The sequence below is a fragment of the Pseudomonas pergaminensis genome, from assembly GCF_024112395.2.
Lineage (GTDB): Bacteria > Pseudomonadota > Gammaproteobacteria > Pseudomonadales > Pseudomonadaceae > Aquipseudomonas > Aquipseudomonas pergaminensis.
Map to the genome: position 1 here is coordinate 5,363,653 of NZ_CP078013.2, position 13,409 is coordinate 5,377,061.

11 protein-coding genes are annotated in these 13,409 nt (G+C 61.4%); 7 read left to right on the top strand and 4 right to left on the bottom strand.

Annotated features, from left to right (window positions below; translation table 11 throughout):
- Window positions 1-277 precede the first annotated feature (277 nt).
- Window positions 278-1,207 carry an AraC family transcriptional regulator gene (locus KUA23_RS24410; RefSeq protein WP_078050038.1) on the top strand — a complete coding sequence of 310 codons (930 nt, stop codon included), beginning with the start codon at window positions 278-280 and terminating at the stop codon, window positions 1,205-1,207.
- Window positions 1,208-1,269: 62 nt separating this feature from the next.
- On the opposite strand, the gene KUA23_RS24415 is transcribed toward KUA23_RS24410, so the two are convergent.
- From KUA23_RS24415 to edd, 4 genes are all read right to left on the bottom strand, one after another.
- The gene (locus KUA23_RS24415; RefSeq protein WP_214497477.1) at window positions 1,270-2,697 is read right to left on the bottom strand and encodes an ATP-binding protein; all 1,428 of its coding nucleotides are present in this window, start codon (window positions 2,695-2,697) and stop codon (window positions 1,270-1,272) included.
- 31 nt (window positions 2,698-2,728) lie between these two features.
- A complete protein-coding gene (locus tag KUA23_RS24420; RefSeq protein ID WP_025854798.1) occupies window positions 2,729-3,463 on the bottom strand; it encodes a response regulator in 735 nt (244 codons plus the stop codon).
- A gap of 153 nt (window positions 3,464-3,616) precedes the next feature.
- Window positions 3,617-4,573 (bottom strand): glucokinase, encoded by a 957-nt coding sequence (locus KUA23_RS24425; RefSeq protein ID WP_078050040.1) that lies wholly within the window; start codon window positions 4,571-4,573, stop codon window positions 3,617-3,619.
- Window positions 4,570-6,396 (bottom strand): phosphogluconate dehydratase, encoded by a 1,827-nt coding sequence (gene edd, locus KUA23_RS24430; protein WP_099494265.1) that lies wholly within the window; start codon window positions 6,394-6,396, stop codon window positions 4,570-4,572. Before edd ends, KUA23_RS24425 begins: the two co-directional genes overlap by 4 nt.
- Window positions 6,397-6,617: 221 nt before the next feature.
- On the opposite strand from edd, the gene gap reads away from it, so the two are divergent.
- The 6 genes from gap to KUA23_RS24460 all read left to right on the top strand — a co-directional run bounded on the left by gap (window position 6,618) and on the right by KUA23_RS24460 (window position 13,396).
- Window positions 6,618-7,619: a type I glyceraldehyde-3-phosphate dehydrogenase gene (gene gap / locus KUA23_RS24435; protein ID WP_015885658.1), complete on the top strand. Its 1,002-nt coding sequence runs from the start codon at window positions 6,618-6,620 to the stop codon at window positions 7,617-7,619.
- A gap of 196 nt (window positions 7,620-7,815) precedes the next feature.
- A complete protein-coding gene (locus KUA23_RS24440; RefSeq protein WP_252992987.1) occupies window positions 7,816-8,334 on the top strand; it encodes an RNA polymerase sigma factor in 519 nt (172 codons plus the stop codon).
- Between the two features lie 74 nt (window positions 8,335-8,408).
- A complete protein-coding gene (locus tag KUA23_RS24445; RefSeq protein WP_252992988.1) occupies window positions 8,409-9,377 on the top strand; it encodes a FecR family protein in 969 nt (322 codons plus the stop codon).
- A 115-nt stretch (window positions 9,378-9,492) separates the two neighbouring features.
- Entirely contained in the window at window positions 9,493-12,057 is a 2,565-nt protein-coding gene (locus KUA23_RS24450; protein WP_252992989.1) for a TonB-dependent receptor, read from the top strand.
- 137 nt (window positions 12,058-12,194) lie between these two features.
- Window positions 12,195-12,803: a biliverdin-producing heme oxygenase gene (locus tag KUA23_RS24455; protein ID WP_078050046.1), complete on the top strand. Its 609-nt coding sequence runs from the start codon at window positions 12,195-12,197 to the stop codon at window positions 12,801-12,803.
- 191 nt (window positions 12,804-12,994) lie between these two features.
- Window positions 12,995-13,396 (top strand): YbaN family protein, encoded by a 402-nt coding sequence (locus tag KUA23_RS24460; protein WP_099494261.1) that lies wholly within the window; start codon window positions 12,995-12,997, stop codon window positions 13,394-13,396.
- Window positions 13,397-13,409 lie beyond the last annotated feature (13 nt).

A 13,409-nucleotide genomic window follows, 5' to 3' on the forward strand; every position in this document is an offset into this window, starting at 1 on the left:
TGTTGCCACAGGATCAAAGATAACGGCGCGGGTATGGACGCGGTTAGTCGATTCCTGCCGGCTTATTGCACAATCCTGCGAATAGCGTAGACAGGACGTTCGGCCACCGGTTTTATTCCACGGGCAAACGCCTTGTTTCAGGGAGATGACAGGCCCGGTGCTTGCCTGATTCACGATGTGTCGCAGGATCAGGCAAGGATTGTGCAGAATCGACATAACACTCTCTAACCGCCACCGCTAAGCTGAGCCCATCAAAAAAGTGTGTAGAGGTCGCCCCATGCCGTCGCCCGAAACCAAGTCCATTCCCCTCGATGCCGAAATGGAAAAGCAACGCGCGGAGCTTGCCGGTATCGTGCATCGCCATACCTGGGAAGACGGTTCCTATGGCACGGCGATCACGACCTTGTACCTGAACCGCCACAACACACCGCGCGATTTCATGCCGGTGCTGGTCGAGCCAGCCCTGTGCATTCTTGCCAGCGGCAGCAAGGAAGTGCGCCTGGCGGATGAAATATTCGCCTACGACCCGCTCAACTACTTGGTGTTCTCGGTCGCCATGCCGGTGGCCGGCCGGATCATCGAGGCCACGCCGGAGGACCCGAACCTGTCGGTGCGCATCAATATCGACCCGGCGCAACTGACGGCCTTGATCGCCGAGGCAGGCCCAATGGGCGTGCCGTCACGACCGACGTCACGTGGCATGTACGTCGACCGCATCGACAACCAATTGCTCGACGCGGTGCTGCGCCTGGCGCGCCTGCTCGATACACCCAAAGACATCGCCATGCTCGCGCCCCTGATCAACCGCGAAATTCTTTATCGCCTGTTGCGCGGCCCGCAAGGTTATCGGCTGTATGAAATTGCCGTGGCCAACAGTCAGAGCCACCGCGTCAGCCAGGCGATCAAGTGGCTCAATGGCAACTACGAACAACCGCTGCGCATCGATGACCTGGCCAAGGAAGTCAACCTCAGCGTCTCGACCCTGCACCACCGTTTCAAGGCGATCACCGCCATGAGCCCGCTGCAATACCAGAAGCAACTGCGCCTGCAGGAAGCGCGGCGATTGATGATTGCCGAAGGACTGGAAGCGTCGGCGGCCGGGTATCGGGTGGGGTATGAAAGCCCGTCACAGTTCAGTCGGGAATACAGCCGGTTGTTCGGCGCGCCGCCGCTGAGAGACCTGGCCCGATTGCGCCAAAGCATCTGACTCAACGGAGATCAAAATGTGGGAGCGGCGGTTCGACGCTTCCACATGGGTTTTGTGTTTATTCAGTCCAGACCGCGGGGTAGCTGCAAGGTCACCCGCAACCCACCCTCGCGCAAATTCTGCAAACTCACTTCACCGCCATGGCTATGGGCAATGTTGCGCGCAATCCCCAACCCCAGGCCGTAGCCCTGTTGCTGCCCGGCCAGGCGAAAGTGCGGTTCGAACACCTGCTCAAGACGCTGCTCCGGCACCCCGGGGCCTTCGTCATCCACGTGCAGGATGAACTCCGCGCCATCGTCCTCGATGTACAGGTGGGCGTTCTGACCGTACTTCAACGCGTTGTCGATCAGGTTGCCAATGCAACGCTTGAGCGCCAGCGGCTTACCCGGATAGGCGCTCAGCGCTCGGCCGTGTTGGGTGACCCGACCATTGCCGTTCGGCGCCAGGTACGGCTCCACCAGGCAGTCAAGCACGTGGTTCAGGTCGACCGGCTCGATGTTTTCGTGGATATCCGTGTCCTTCACGCACTGCAGCGCGCCCTTCACCAGTAGCTCTAGCTCATCCAGGTCACGGCCGAATTTGGCTTGCAGGTTCTCGTCTTCAAGCAATTCCACGCGCAGGCGCAGACGGGTGATGGGCGTGCGCAAGTCGTGGGAAATCGCGCTGAACAACTGGCTGCGTTCGGTCAGGTAACGGCTGATGCGTTCGCGCATCGCATTAAAGGCGCGGCCCACTTCCACCACTTCGCTGCCACCGCCTTCGGCCACCGGTTCTACATCGGCGCCCAGGGACATGTCCCGCGCCGCCCGCGCCAGGCGCTTGAGTGGCCGGCTTTGCCAGTGCACCAGCAGGCCGATGAACAACAGCAGGAAGCCGCTGGTCAGCACGATAAACCACACTTGCTGGGACGGCAGGCCTTGTTCTTCAAGGCTGGTGTAGGGCTCGGGCAACAGCGAGGCGATGTACAGCCATTCGCCGGGGGCAAGCTGGATCTGGGTGACCAATACCGGTGGGTTCACCGGTTCCAGGGTCAACGCATAATGGGCCCAAGAGCGTGGCAGCTCATCGAGTTTGAGCCCGGCATTGAAGATCCGCAGGTCTTCAGCGCTGACGAACTCCACCGAGATGTCCACGTCGGCACCCAGGGTCTGGCGCAGCACCTCGTCCACCGCGACCAGTACCGCCTGTTTGCGTGGAGTTTCCGGTAATACCTGCATGTCCAGCGGGCGATCATTGAGGGTCACGACAAACCGGGTGCCGCCCATGCTGCGCAATTGATCGAGGACCAACGGTCGATAGGCCACCGGCAGCGAACGGAAATAACTGACGCTGGCCGTCATCGAATGCGCCAGGCTACGGGCGCTGGTGACCAGGCCTTCGAGCTGGGTGGCGCGCAACTGCGACACCCAGATCACGCTGGACAGCGCCTGGGCAAACAACACGGCCAGCAGCGTCAGCATCAGCATGCGCCCCAGCAACGAGCGCGGCACCGGAAAGCGACGGCGGTGCTCGGTCAGGTGTTCAGTGGGCATTGCCGGCAACCACGCTGGCTGCCAGTTGGTAACCACTGCCGCGCACCGTGCGGATCAGCCGAGGAGGCTTTTCGGTATCGCGCAGGCGTTGGCGCAGGCGGCTGACGGCCATGTCGACGATACGGTCCAGCGGCATCAGGTCGCGGCCACGGGTAGCGTTGCCGATGGTGTCGCGGTCGAGGATCTGTTGCGGGTGGTCGAGAAATAATTTGAGCAGGGCGAAATCGGCCCCGGAGAGGATCACTTCTTCGCCGTCTACATGAAACAGGCGGTGGCTGATCATATCCAGGCGCCATTCATCAAACACCAGCACGTCCCCACCTACGCTGCGCTCCTGGCCGAACTGGCAACGGCGCAACAGGGCTTTGATCCGTGCTTGCAACTCGCGAGGGCTGAAGGGCTTGCCGATGTAGTCGTCGGCGCCCAGCTCCAGGCCGATCACGCGGTCGGCCTCGTCGGAACTGGCAGTGAGCATGATGATCGGCACCTGCGCCTGGCGCGGGTGTTGGCGGATCCAGCGGCAAAGGCTGAACCCGTCTTCGTCCGGCAACATCACATCGAGGATGACCAAGTCGCAGGGCGCCTCGTTCATCGCCTGGCGGAACCCCGCGCCATCCGGCACGCCACGCACCTGGAAACCGGCGCGACTGAGGTAGGTCTGCAGCAATTCGCGGATTTCCTGGTCATCGTCGACGAGGAGAATCGATTTACTGATTACGCTCACGGGGTCCTCCTTGTTGTTATGGCCAAGCTTAAGTCATTTGTTGCCCTTGAGGCCCCCTTCGCGAGCAAGCCCGCTCCCACATTTGCCTGCATTCCAACAGTGGAATGCGATCGAATGTGGGAGCGGGCTTGCTGGCGAAGGGGCCATAACTCACTACGCAAAGGCCTGTTCGAGCGCGACGCCAGCCCCGGTCAACCCGGAATACGGCGCAGTCACCAACCACACCGGAATACCTTTGAAGTAGTCGCTCATGCAGCCTTTGTCGCTGAAGCTCTTGGCAAAGCCGCTGTTGATAAAGAAGTCGGCAAACCTCGGTATCACCCCGCCCACGATATACACACCGCCGCGTCCACCGGTGGTCAATACGTTGTTGCCCGCCACTCGACCCAGCCAGATGCTGAACTGGTCCAGGACTTCCATCGCGATCGGGTCGCCGGCCAGGCCGGCAGCCGTAATGGCTTCGGGCGTGTCCAGTACCGGGGTGTGCCCGTCGACCGCACAAATGGCGCGGTACAAACGGGGCAACCCACCGCCACTCAGCGCGGTCTCGGCGCTGACATGGCCGATCTCCGTGTAAATGTGCTGCCACAGCTGGGTTTCCCGCGGGCTGCTCAGGGGCAGGTCGACATGCCCGCCCTCCCCCGGCAGCGCCGCAAAGCGGCCAGCGCCCAAGTCCAGCAACGTGCCAACCCCCAGGCCAGTGCCTGGGCCGATCACCACCGCCGGACGCAACGGCTCCGGCGTGCCCGCGCAGACCACACGAAATTCGTCGGGCTTGAGGCGGGTCATGCCCAAGGCCATGGCCGAGAAGTCATTGACCAGCAGCAGTTCATCCACCTGCAGGGTTTTGCAAAAGTCAGTCTTGCTCAGGCGCCAATGATTGTTGGTGAATTTAAATTCATTCCCACTCACCGGCCCGGCCACCGACAGGCATACCGCGCCGATGTCCCCGATTTCCAGGCCTTCCTCCTTGAGGTAAACCTTAATCGCGTCTTCAGGGCTGGAGTGATCCGCCGTGGCATGCACGCGGATCGAATGCAGTTCCTGATCGCGCCACAACGCAAAACGGGCGTTGGTGCCCCCGATATCACCGACCAGCGCAAGCTTCACTTAAGCGTCTCCAAGGCAGAGGTAAAGGCGCTGGCGCCTTGCTCTGCGGAGCTTGCGGCCAAGCGCATAAATGCAAACAGCTCGCGACCGGCCCCCACGTTATTGCCCAACAGGCCCGTGGCAGGCGCGCGCGCTGCGAATTCGTCGGCGTCCACCTTAAGCTCCAAGGTGCCCTTCACGCCATCCACGCGAATGATATCGCCATCGCGCACCCGCGCCAGCGGCCCGCCGCTCTGGGCTTCGGGGTTGACGTGGATCGCGGCGGGGATCTTACCCGACGCGCCGGACATACGCCCGTCTGTTACCAGTGCGACCTTGAAGCCACGGTCCTGCAACACGCCAAGGAACGGCGTCATCTTGTGCAGTTCGGGCATGCCATTGGAGCGCGGGCCCTGGAAGCGCATGACGGCCACGAAGTCTTTTTCCAACTGACCGGCCTTGAACGCGTCGGCCAGGTCTTGCTGGTCCTGGAACACCACCGCCGGCGCTTCAACAATTTGATGTTCCGGAGCCACGGCAGACACTTTCATCACGCCACGCCCGAGGTTGCCTTCCATCACACGCAAGCCGCCTTCCGGCGAGAACGCACGGGCTACGGGACGCAGGATGCTTTCGTCGAGACTTTCGATCGGGCCGTCGCGCCAGATCAGCTCGCCGTCGACCAGGAAGGGTTCCTGGGTGTAGCGGCTCAGGCCTTTGCCAGCCACGGTGTTGACGTCCTCGTGAAGCAGGCCGGCTTCGAGCAGCTCGCGGATCAGGAACGACATGCCGCCCGCCGCCTGGAAGTGGTTGATGTCGGCCTTGCCGTTTGGATACACATGGGACAGGGTCGGCACCACCTCGGAAAGGTCGGCCATGTCGTCCCAGGTGAGGATAATGCCCGCCGACATGGCGATGGCCGGCATGTGCAGGGTGTGGTTGGTGGACCCGCCCGTGGCGTTGAGGGCAATGATCGAGTTGACGATGGATTTCTCGTCGACGATCTCGCCGATCGGCGTGAAGTTGCCGTTGGCCTTGGTCAAGCGCGTGACCTGGTGCGCGGCTTCGCGGGTCAGGGCATCACGCAGCGGTGTGTAGGGGTTGACGAACGAAGCGCCCGGCAAGTGCAGGCCCATGACTTCCATCAGCAATTGGTTGGTGTTGGCGGTGCCGTAGAAGGTGCAGGTACCAGGGCTGTGGTAGGACTTCATCTCCGACTCCAGCAGCTCTTCGCGGGTGGCCTTGCCTTCTGCGTAGCGCTGGCGCACGTCGGCTTTCTGTTTGTTGGAGATACCCGACGGCATTGGGCCGCCCGGTACGAAGATCATCGGCAGGTGGCCGTAGCGCAGCGCGCCCATCATCAGGCCGGGGACGATCTTGTCGCAGATGCCCAGCATCAGCGCGGCGTCGAACATGTTGTGGGACAGCGCTACCGCTGTGGACATGGCAATCACTTCACGGCTGAGCAGGCTCAGCTCCATGCCAGGCTCGCCCTGGGTCACGCCATCGCACATGGCCGGGGTGCCGCCGGCAAACTGGCCGACCGAGCCGACTTCGCGCAGGGCTTTCTTGATCTGCTCGGGGAAGTGTTCGTACGGCTGATGCGCCGAGAGCATGTCGTTATATGAAGAAACAATTGCCACGTTGGCCGCATTCATCATGCGCAGGCTGTTTTTGTCTTCGGTGCCGCAACCGGCCACGCCATGGGCGAAGTTGGCGCATTGCAGCTTGCCGCGCATCGGACCGTCGCTGGCTGCGCCGCGAATGAGCGCAAGGTAAGCCTCGCGGGTGGCGCGGCTGCGGGCGATAAGCCGTTCGGTGACCTCAAGGACGCGGGGATGCATGTGTAGAACTCCAGGCTAACGGATGTGGCGACCTGAGTGTCTATGCTGATCAAACGCCCGCAGCGCATGGGATGGCAGGGAGTCGTTTGGATCATCGGACCAGTTGATTCAGGTCACTCGTTGTAGATTGAACAAAATATTGCCACTAAAAAGGCTTGTTTTCTATTTTTATGCGAATAATCTTGTAATTCTTACAACAAATCGACGACAGGCACTTTCCAATGACTCTTCGTATCGCAATCAATGGTTTTGGCCGTATCGGCCGTAATGTCCTGCGCGCACTGTATACCCAAGGCTACCGCCAGGATTTGCAGATCGTCGCCATCAACGATCTGGGCGACAGTTCGATCAACGCCCACCTGCTCAAATACGACACCGTGCATGGCACTTTCGAAGCAGAGGTCGCCCACGATCAGGAAAGCCTGACCGTCAATGGCGACCGGATTGCCGTCAGTGCCATTCGCAACCCCGCCGACCTGCCGTGGGCTGCACACAAGATCGACGTGGTGTTCGAATGCACCGGCCTGTTCACCGACCGTGACAAGGCTGCCGCCCATATTACCGCTGGCGCGCGCAAGGTGATCATCTCGGCCCCGGCCAAGGGCGCGGACGCCACTGTGGTTTATGGCGTAAACCATGACATTTTGCGTCAGTCCCACCAGATCATCTCCAACGCCTCGTGCACCACCAACTGCCTGGCGCCGGTCGCCCAGGTGCTGCACCGCGAGCTGGGTATCGAAAGCGGCCTGATGACCACGATTCACGCCTACACCAACGACCAGAACCTGACCGACGTCTACCACACCGACCCGTACCGCGCGCGTTCGGCCACCCAGAACATGATCCCGAGCAAGACTGGCGCCGCCGAAGCGGTAGGCCTGGTGCTGCCGGAATTGGCGGGCAAGCTGACCGGCATGGCCGTGCGTGTGCCGGTGATCAACGTGTCGCTGGTTGACCTCACCGTACAATTGAAGAAAGAAGCCACTGCCGAAGAAGTCAACGCGCTGCTCAAAGAAGCCAGCCAGCACTCGAAGATCCTCGGCTACAACACCCTGCCGCTGGTTTCCAGTGACTTCAACCACAACCCGCTGTCGTCGATCTTCGACGCCAATCACACCAAGGTCAGCGGCAAGTTGCTCAAAGTGCTGGCCTGGTACGACAACGAGTGGGGCTTCTCCAACCGCATGCTGGATAACTGCCTGGCGCTGTGCAACGCCGAGTAATCCAGTGGGAGTAGGCTTGTGTGGGAGCGGGCTTGCTCGCGAATACAGACGCCTCGGTTCATCTGAATACCGAGGTGATGCATTCGCGAGCAAGCTCGCTCCCACATTTGTCCTGTGCAAAACCGCTCAAAGTGCCACTTGCCATTTGAGTTGATGATAAGCATTATCATTAACTGCAAATCGGTCTGGTACCACTGTGAGCCAATCTCGCTTCAACCACGTCTTTCTCACCCAACGGGTGATTCTGCTTCGCACCTTGCAGCGGATGGTGAATAACCACAGCACCGCCGAAGACCTGTTGCAGGAAACCTACCTGCGCGTCACCCGGGCCCTCAGTGAGCGGCCGATCGATCACCTCGAACCCTTCGTCTATCAAACCGCGCGCAACCTCGCGCTGGATCATCTGCGTGCACGTCGGATCCAGGCCCGCATGCTGCAGGAAGATGTCCCGCTGGACGTCCTGCAAAGCGTCGCCGCGCCGATCAGCACGCCCGAAGATGCCACCCAGGCCGAGCAGATGCTTGAAGCCCTCAGCGTCAGCCTTGGCCAGTTGAGCGCCCGCCAACAGCAGATTTTCATCCTCAGCCGCCTGCATGATTGCAGTTACCAGGAGATCGCCGATCAGCTCCAAGTGTCCTTGAGCACCGTGCAAAAGGAACTGAAATTGATCATGGCCATCTGTGTAGGTGTGGCCGAACGGCTGGATCGGCCTTAAGCTTCACTCGACAGAATCGTCGACCCAAGCTGCAGGAAAGTTGAATAGAACGTGGCGAAGACCCGAGGAACACCGTGACGGACCCGAATAAACTGCGCCCCCATGAGCTGGCTCATGAGGTGTTGCAAGACACGGCTATGGACCAAGCCCTCGACTGGCTGATCGCCTTGCAGTGCCCGCAGCCCGGGCAGCAGGCCGAATTCGAAGCCTGGCTGGCCAGCGACCCCGCCCACGTCCACGCCTTCGGCAAGGCCCAGGCTGCCTGGGGTGGCGCGCCGGTGTACAGCGCCGCCGTCGCACTGGCGGCGCCGCGCAAACCCAGCGCCTGGCGCCGGATCAAGCCGCACTGGAAGCCACTGGCCACCGCCGCCGTGTTGTTGATCGGCCTGTTCAGCTTCAGCAATTTGCCGGTACGCCTGCAAGCCGACCACCTTACCGTGGTGGGCGAACGCCAGCGCCTGCAATTGGACGACGGCTCCAAGGTGTTGCTCAACACCAACTCGGCGTTTTCCAGCAGCATCAAGGACCACCAGCGTATCGCCCGCCTGTATCAGGGCGAGGCGTTTTTCGAAATCGTGCCCAACCATGGCCTGCCCCTGGAAATCGACGCCGGCCCCGTGCGCGCCAACGTGCGTGATACCGCGTTCGCCGTGCGCTACCTCAATGGCGAAGCGCAGGTGCAAGTTCAGCGCGGCGATGTCGACCTGAGCAACACCTTCGATGATGCCCGCGTGCGCCTGCGCGCCGGTGAAAGTATCCGCATCGGGCCCAAGGGCTTCGGCCAACCCGCCAAGCTGGACGCCAACAAGGACCTGGCCTGGGTGCAGGGCCGGCTGATCTTCGAAAACTGCCCCATGAGCGAAGTGCTTGCCGAACTGCGCCGCTATTACCCTGGCTGGATCGTCAACACCAACGATCAACTCGCCAGCGTCGCCGTCACGGGCAATTACCGCATCGACCAGCCGCTGGACGTGGTGCGTTCACTGGCGCACATCACCTCGGCCAAGCTGTCGGAATACCCGGCGCTGGTGATCCTGAACTAAATGAGAATTATTTTTACTCGATAGCCAACGATGGTACGTCTCGTCTTAGCCAATGCAACTGATTCCTATTTGTTTCAGTTCGCAACTATAAGATTCGTACCCCGGAGCGCTCTCGATGTCCTCTTGTTTCAACCGCCGGTCCTCTTCGCCCGTCCTGTCCTTGCTGACTGCAGCCATCCTGCTGGCCGGTGCGCCAGTGATGACGGCCACCGCCGCAGAACCCGCCCCGCGCAGCCACGGCAACTACAACTTCAGTATCGAGCAGCAGTCGCTGGTCTCGGCACTCAATGCCTTTACCGCCGTGACCGGTTGGCAAGTCGGCCTGCCCGCTGAGTTGGGCCAGGGTGTGTCGTCCCCAGGCGTACGCGGCCCGTTGTCGCCGGAAAAAGCCCTGGACCGGCTGTTGGTGGGGACCAACCTGAGCTACCGCAAACTGGGCAGCAACAACATCGTGCTGGAGAAACGCGCAACGGGCGGCACCCTCAACTTGCAACAGGTGACCATCAGCGCTACCCGTAACGAGCAAAACATCAGCAGCGTGCCCAGCACCGTGACCGTGCAGGAACGCGAGGAGCTGGACCGCCAGAACGTGAATACCATTCGTGAACTGGTGCGTTATGAACCCAACGTCTCGGTCGGCGGTGCGGGTGGCCGCTCAAGCAATTCGGGCTACAACATTCGCGGCATCGACGGCGACCGCATCCTCACCCAGGTGGATGGTGTGGAAGTGCCGGACAACTTCTTCAACGGCCCCTACGCCAAGACCCGCCGCAACTACGTCGACCCGGAAATCGTCAAGCGCGTGGAAATCCTGCGCGGCCCGGCCTCGGCCCTGTACGGCAGCAGCGCCATCGGCGGCGCCGTCAGTTATTTCACCCTCGACCCGGATGACATCATCAAGCCCGGCAAGGACGTTGGCGCGCGCCTCAAGACCGGCTACAGCTCCGCCGACGAAAGCTGGCTGACCTCCGGCACCGTCGCCGGCCGCGTGCAGGACTTCGACGGTTTGCTGCACTTGAGCCAGCGCAATGGCCATGAGATGGAATCCTACGATGGCAACAACGCCACGGGCCTGGCGCGCACCGGCGCCAACCCCGAGGACGCGCGCACCACCAACGTGCTGGCCAAGCTGGGCTGGAACTACGGTGACGACAATCGACTGGGCCTGACGTACGAGAAGTTCAAGGATGATCGCGACGTCAATCTCAAGAATGCCGTGGGTGGTCCGTTCACCGGTGGGCGCGGTTTCAACTTCTACCGTGCGCGGTCGGGCAACGACACCATCACCCGCGAGCGTTTCGGCATCGAAAACCGCTTCGCCCTTGACTCGCCGATTGCCGACCAGATCAAGACCAGCCTCAACTACCAGATCGCCAAGACCGACCAGTCCACCGCCGAAATCTACCAGCCATCCCGCCGCGTCCTGCGCACCCGCGAAACCCTCTACGAGGAAAAACAGTGGGTGTTCGACGCACAGCTGGACAAGGCGTTCAGCGTGGGCGACACCGATCACCAAGTCACCTACGGCACCACCCTGAAACAACAGAAAGTCACCGGCTCCCGCGAAGGCGGCGCTACCTGCCTGGCGGTCGGCAGCGGTTGCACGGCCATCGGCGCGCCCAGCCCGATTGCCAGCGACAGCGTGAAAAAGGCCAGTGACTTCCCGGACCCGACCATCAACACCTACTCGCTGTTCGCACAAGACCAGATCACCTGGGACAAGTGGACCTTCCTGCCCGCTGTGCGCTACGACTACACCCAGCTCAAGCCCAAGTTGACTGAAGAGTTCCTCAACACGGTTGACCCGACGCGGATCTACGCCCACAGCGACAAGGAAAAAACCTGGCACCGCGTGACGCCAAAATTCGGCCTGACCTACGCACTGACCGATCACTACACCTGGTTCGGCCAATACGCTGAAGGCTTCCGCACACCGTCGGCCAAGGCCTTGTACGGCCGTTTTGAAAACCTGCAGCAGGGCTACACCGTCGAGCCCAACCCAGACCTCAAGCCGGAAAGCAGCAAGGGCGTGGAAACCGGGATTCGCGGCAACTTCGATTCCGGTTCGTTTGATATCGCTGTGTTCTACAACAAATACCGCGACTTCATCGACGAGGACGCCTCCGTCGCCGGCGGCACCTCACAGCAATTCGAAGCCAATAACATCAAGCACGCCACCATCAAAGGGATAGAAGCCAAAGGGCGCCTGAACCTTGATGCCTTCGGCGCACCGCAAGGCCTGTACACCCAGGGTTCGGTCGGCTACACCTATGGCCGCAACGACGACAATGGCGAGGCGCTCAACAGCGTCAACCCGCTCAAGGGCGTATTCGGCCTGGGCTACGACCAGGACAACTACGGCGGCCTGCTGAGCTGGACCCTGGTGAAAAAGCAGAACCGCGTCGACAGCACCACCTTCCACGCGCCTGACGGCAGCACTACCGGCCCGTTCAAGACCCCAGGCTTCGGCGTGCTTGACCTGACCGCCTTCTACAAGGTCACCAACGACGTGAGCGTCAATGGCGGCCTCTACAACCTCACCGACAAGAAGTACTGGAACTGGGATGACGTGCGCAGCTACGACGGCGTCGGCGAAGCCGGTGTGACCTCCCCGGCCAACCTCGACCGCCTGACCCAGCCGGGTCGCAACTTTGCGATCAACGTGATCTGGGACATCTGATGAAACCCGCCTCACCCCGGCGCCTTTATTCAACGTCGGGGTGAGGATTTTTTACTGTGCCGCGTCTTCTTGTTCGTCTAGTTGATAACAGCTCTCTTTCGGGCACCAAGGCGCTTCCCTTCTCAAGGACTTTTTTCATGACCGCTTCCCCAACCGCAGAACGTGCAAGCCTGCGCTCCCAGCGCCTGAACCAGATCACCAACGAGCCACATACCAAGCTCGACGCACTGGTCAAGGCCCACGCCCCGTTTGAAACCCAGGCCAACTTCGCCCGCTTCGTCGTGGCGCAGTATCTGTTCCAGTCGGAACTGGTAGCCCTGTACAACGACCCCGAGCTGATCAAGATCGTGCCGGACCTGGCCGAGCGCTGCCGAGCCGAAGCCGCCAAGCTGGACCTGGGCGACCTGGACACCGAGGTACCGGCACCGGTCGCCGGCGCCGTGAAGAACCCGAGCAAGGCCGAAGCCCTGGGCTGGCTGTTTGTCTCCGAAGGCTCCAAGCTGGGCGCCGCGTTCCTGATCAAGCGCGCCGTCGGCCTGGGCCTGAGCGAAACCTTCGGTGCCCGTCACCTGGGTGAGCCGGCCGGTGGTCGTGCCGAAGGCTGGAAAAGCTTTACTCGTACCCTCGACGCCCTGGAATTCAGCGCCGAAGAAGAAGCCGCGGTGGAAAAAGGCGCGATCGACGCGTTTGTGCGCTTCACCGTGCTGCTGGAACAGGCGTACGCTAGCGCCCCTGAACTGGCCTGACCCTTGGCTGGAATGCGATAAAAATATGGAAGCGGGCTTGCTGTGGTGAGCAGGCTTGCCCTGCGCTGGGCTGCGAAGCAGCCCCTTGGGTCGGCGGTGAGCCCGTCGGGGGACAAGCCCCACTCACCACAGCAAGCCCGCTCCCACATTTAGATCTCATTTCATATTGATTCTCTGTGATATCTCTACCTATGACCGGCAAAACCCAATCCACCTCGAAAATCGCCCGGATCCTCTTCGGCCTGCTGGCCTACGTCAGCCTGGGCATCGGGCTGGTGGCGATTGTCGTGCCGGGTTTGCCCACCACCGAATTCATCCTGCTCGCCGCGTGGGCCGCCACCAAAAGCTCTCCGCGCCTGAGTGCCTGGCTGGAAAACCACCGGCTGTTCGGGCCGATCCTGTTCAATTGGCGCAACGGCAAGATCATCGCCCGCCGGGCCAAGGTCAGCGCCACCGTGAGCATGCTGCTGTGCGCCCTGTTGATGCTGGTGATGCTCGATCATGGCTGGCCGATCTACCTGGCGATTGCCGGGATGAGCCTGGGCAATCTGTGGATCTGGTCACGCCCGGAACGGCTTGCAGCGCCCGTATAACGTAGCGTGTAGG

Excerpts from the sequence above, each read along its gene's own strand:
- KUA23_RS24410 (WP_078050038.1), top strand. The coding sequence starts at position 278 with ATGCCGTCGCCCGAAACCAAGTCCATTCCCCTCGATGCCGAAATGGAA.
- edd (WP_099494265.1), bottom strand. The coding sequence starts at position 6,396 with ATGCATCCCCGCGTCCTTGAGGTCACCGAACGGCTTATCGCCCGCAGC.
- gap (WP_015885658.1), top strand. The coding sequence starts at position 6,618 with ATGACTCTTCGTATCGCAATCAATGGTTTTGGCCGTATCGGCCGTAAT.
- KUA23_RS24450 (WP_252992989.1), top strand. The coding sequence starts at position 9,493 with ATGTCCTCTTGTTTCAACCGCCGGTCCTCTTCGCCCGTCCTGTCCTTG.
- KUA23_RS24455 (WP_078050046.1), top strand. The coding sequence starts at position 12,195 with ATGACCGCTTCCCCAACCGCAGAACGTGCAAGCCTGCGCTCCCAGCGC.
- KUA23_RS24460 (WP_099494261.1), top strand. The coding sequence starts at position 12,995 with ATGACCGGCAAAACCCAATCCACCTCGAAAATCGCCCGGATCCTCTTC.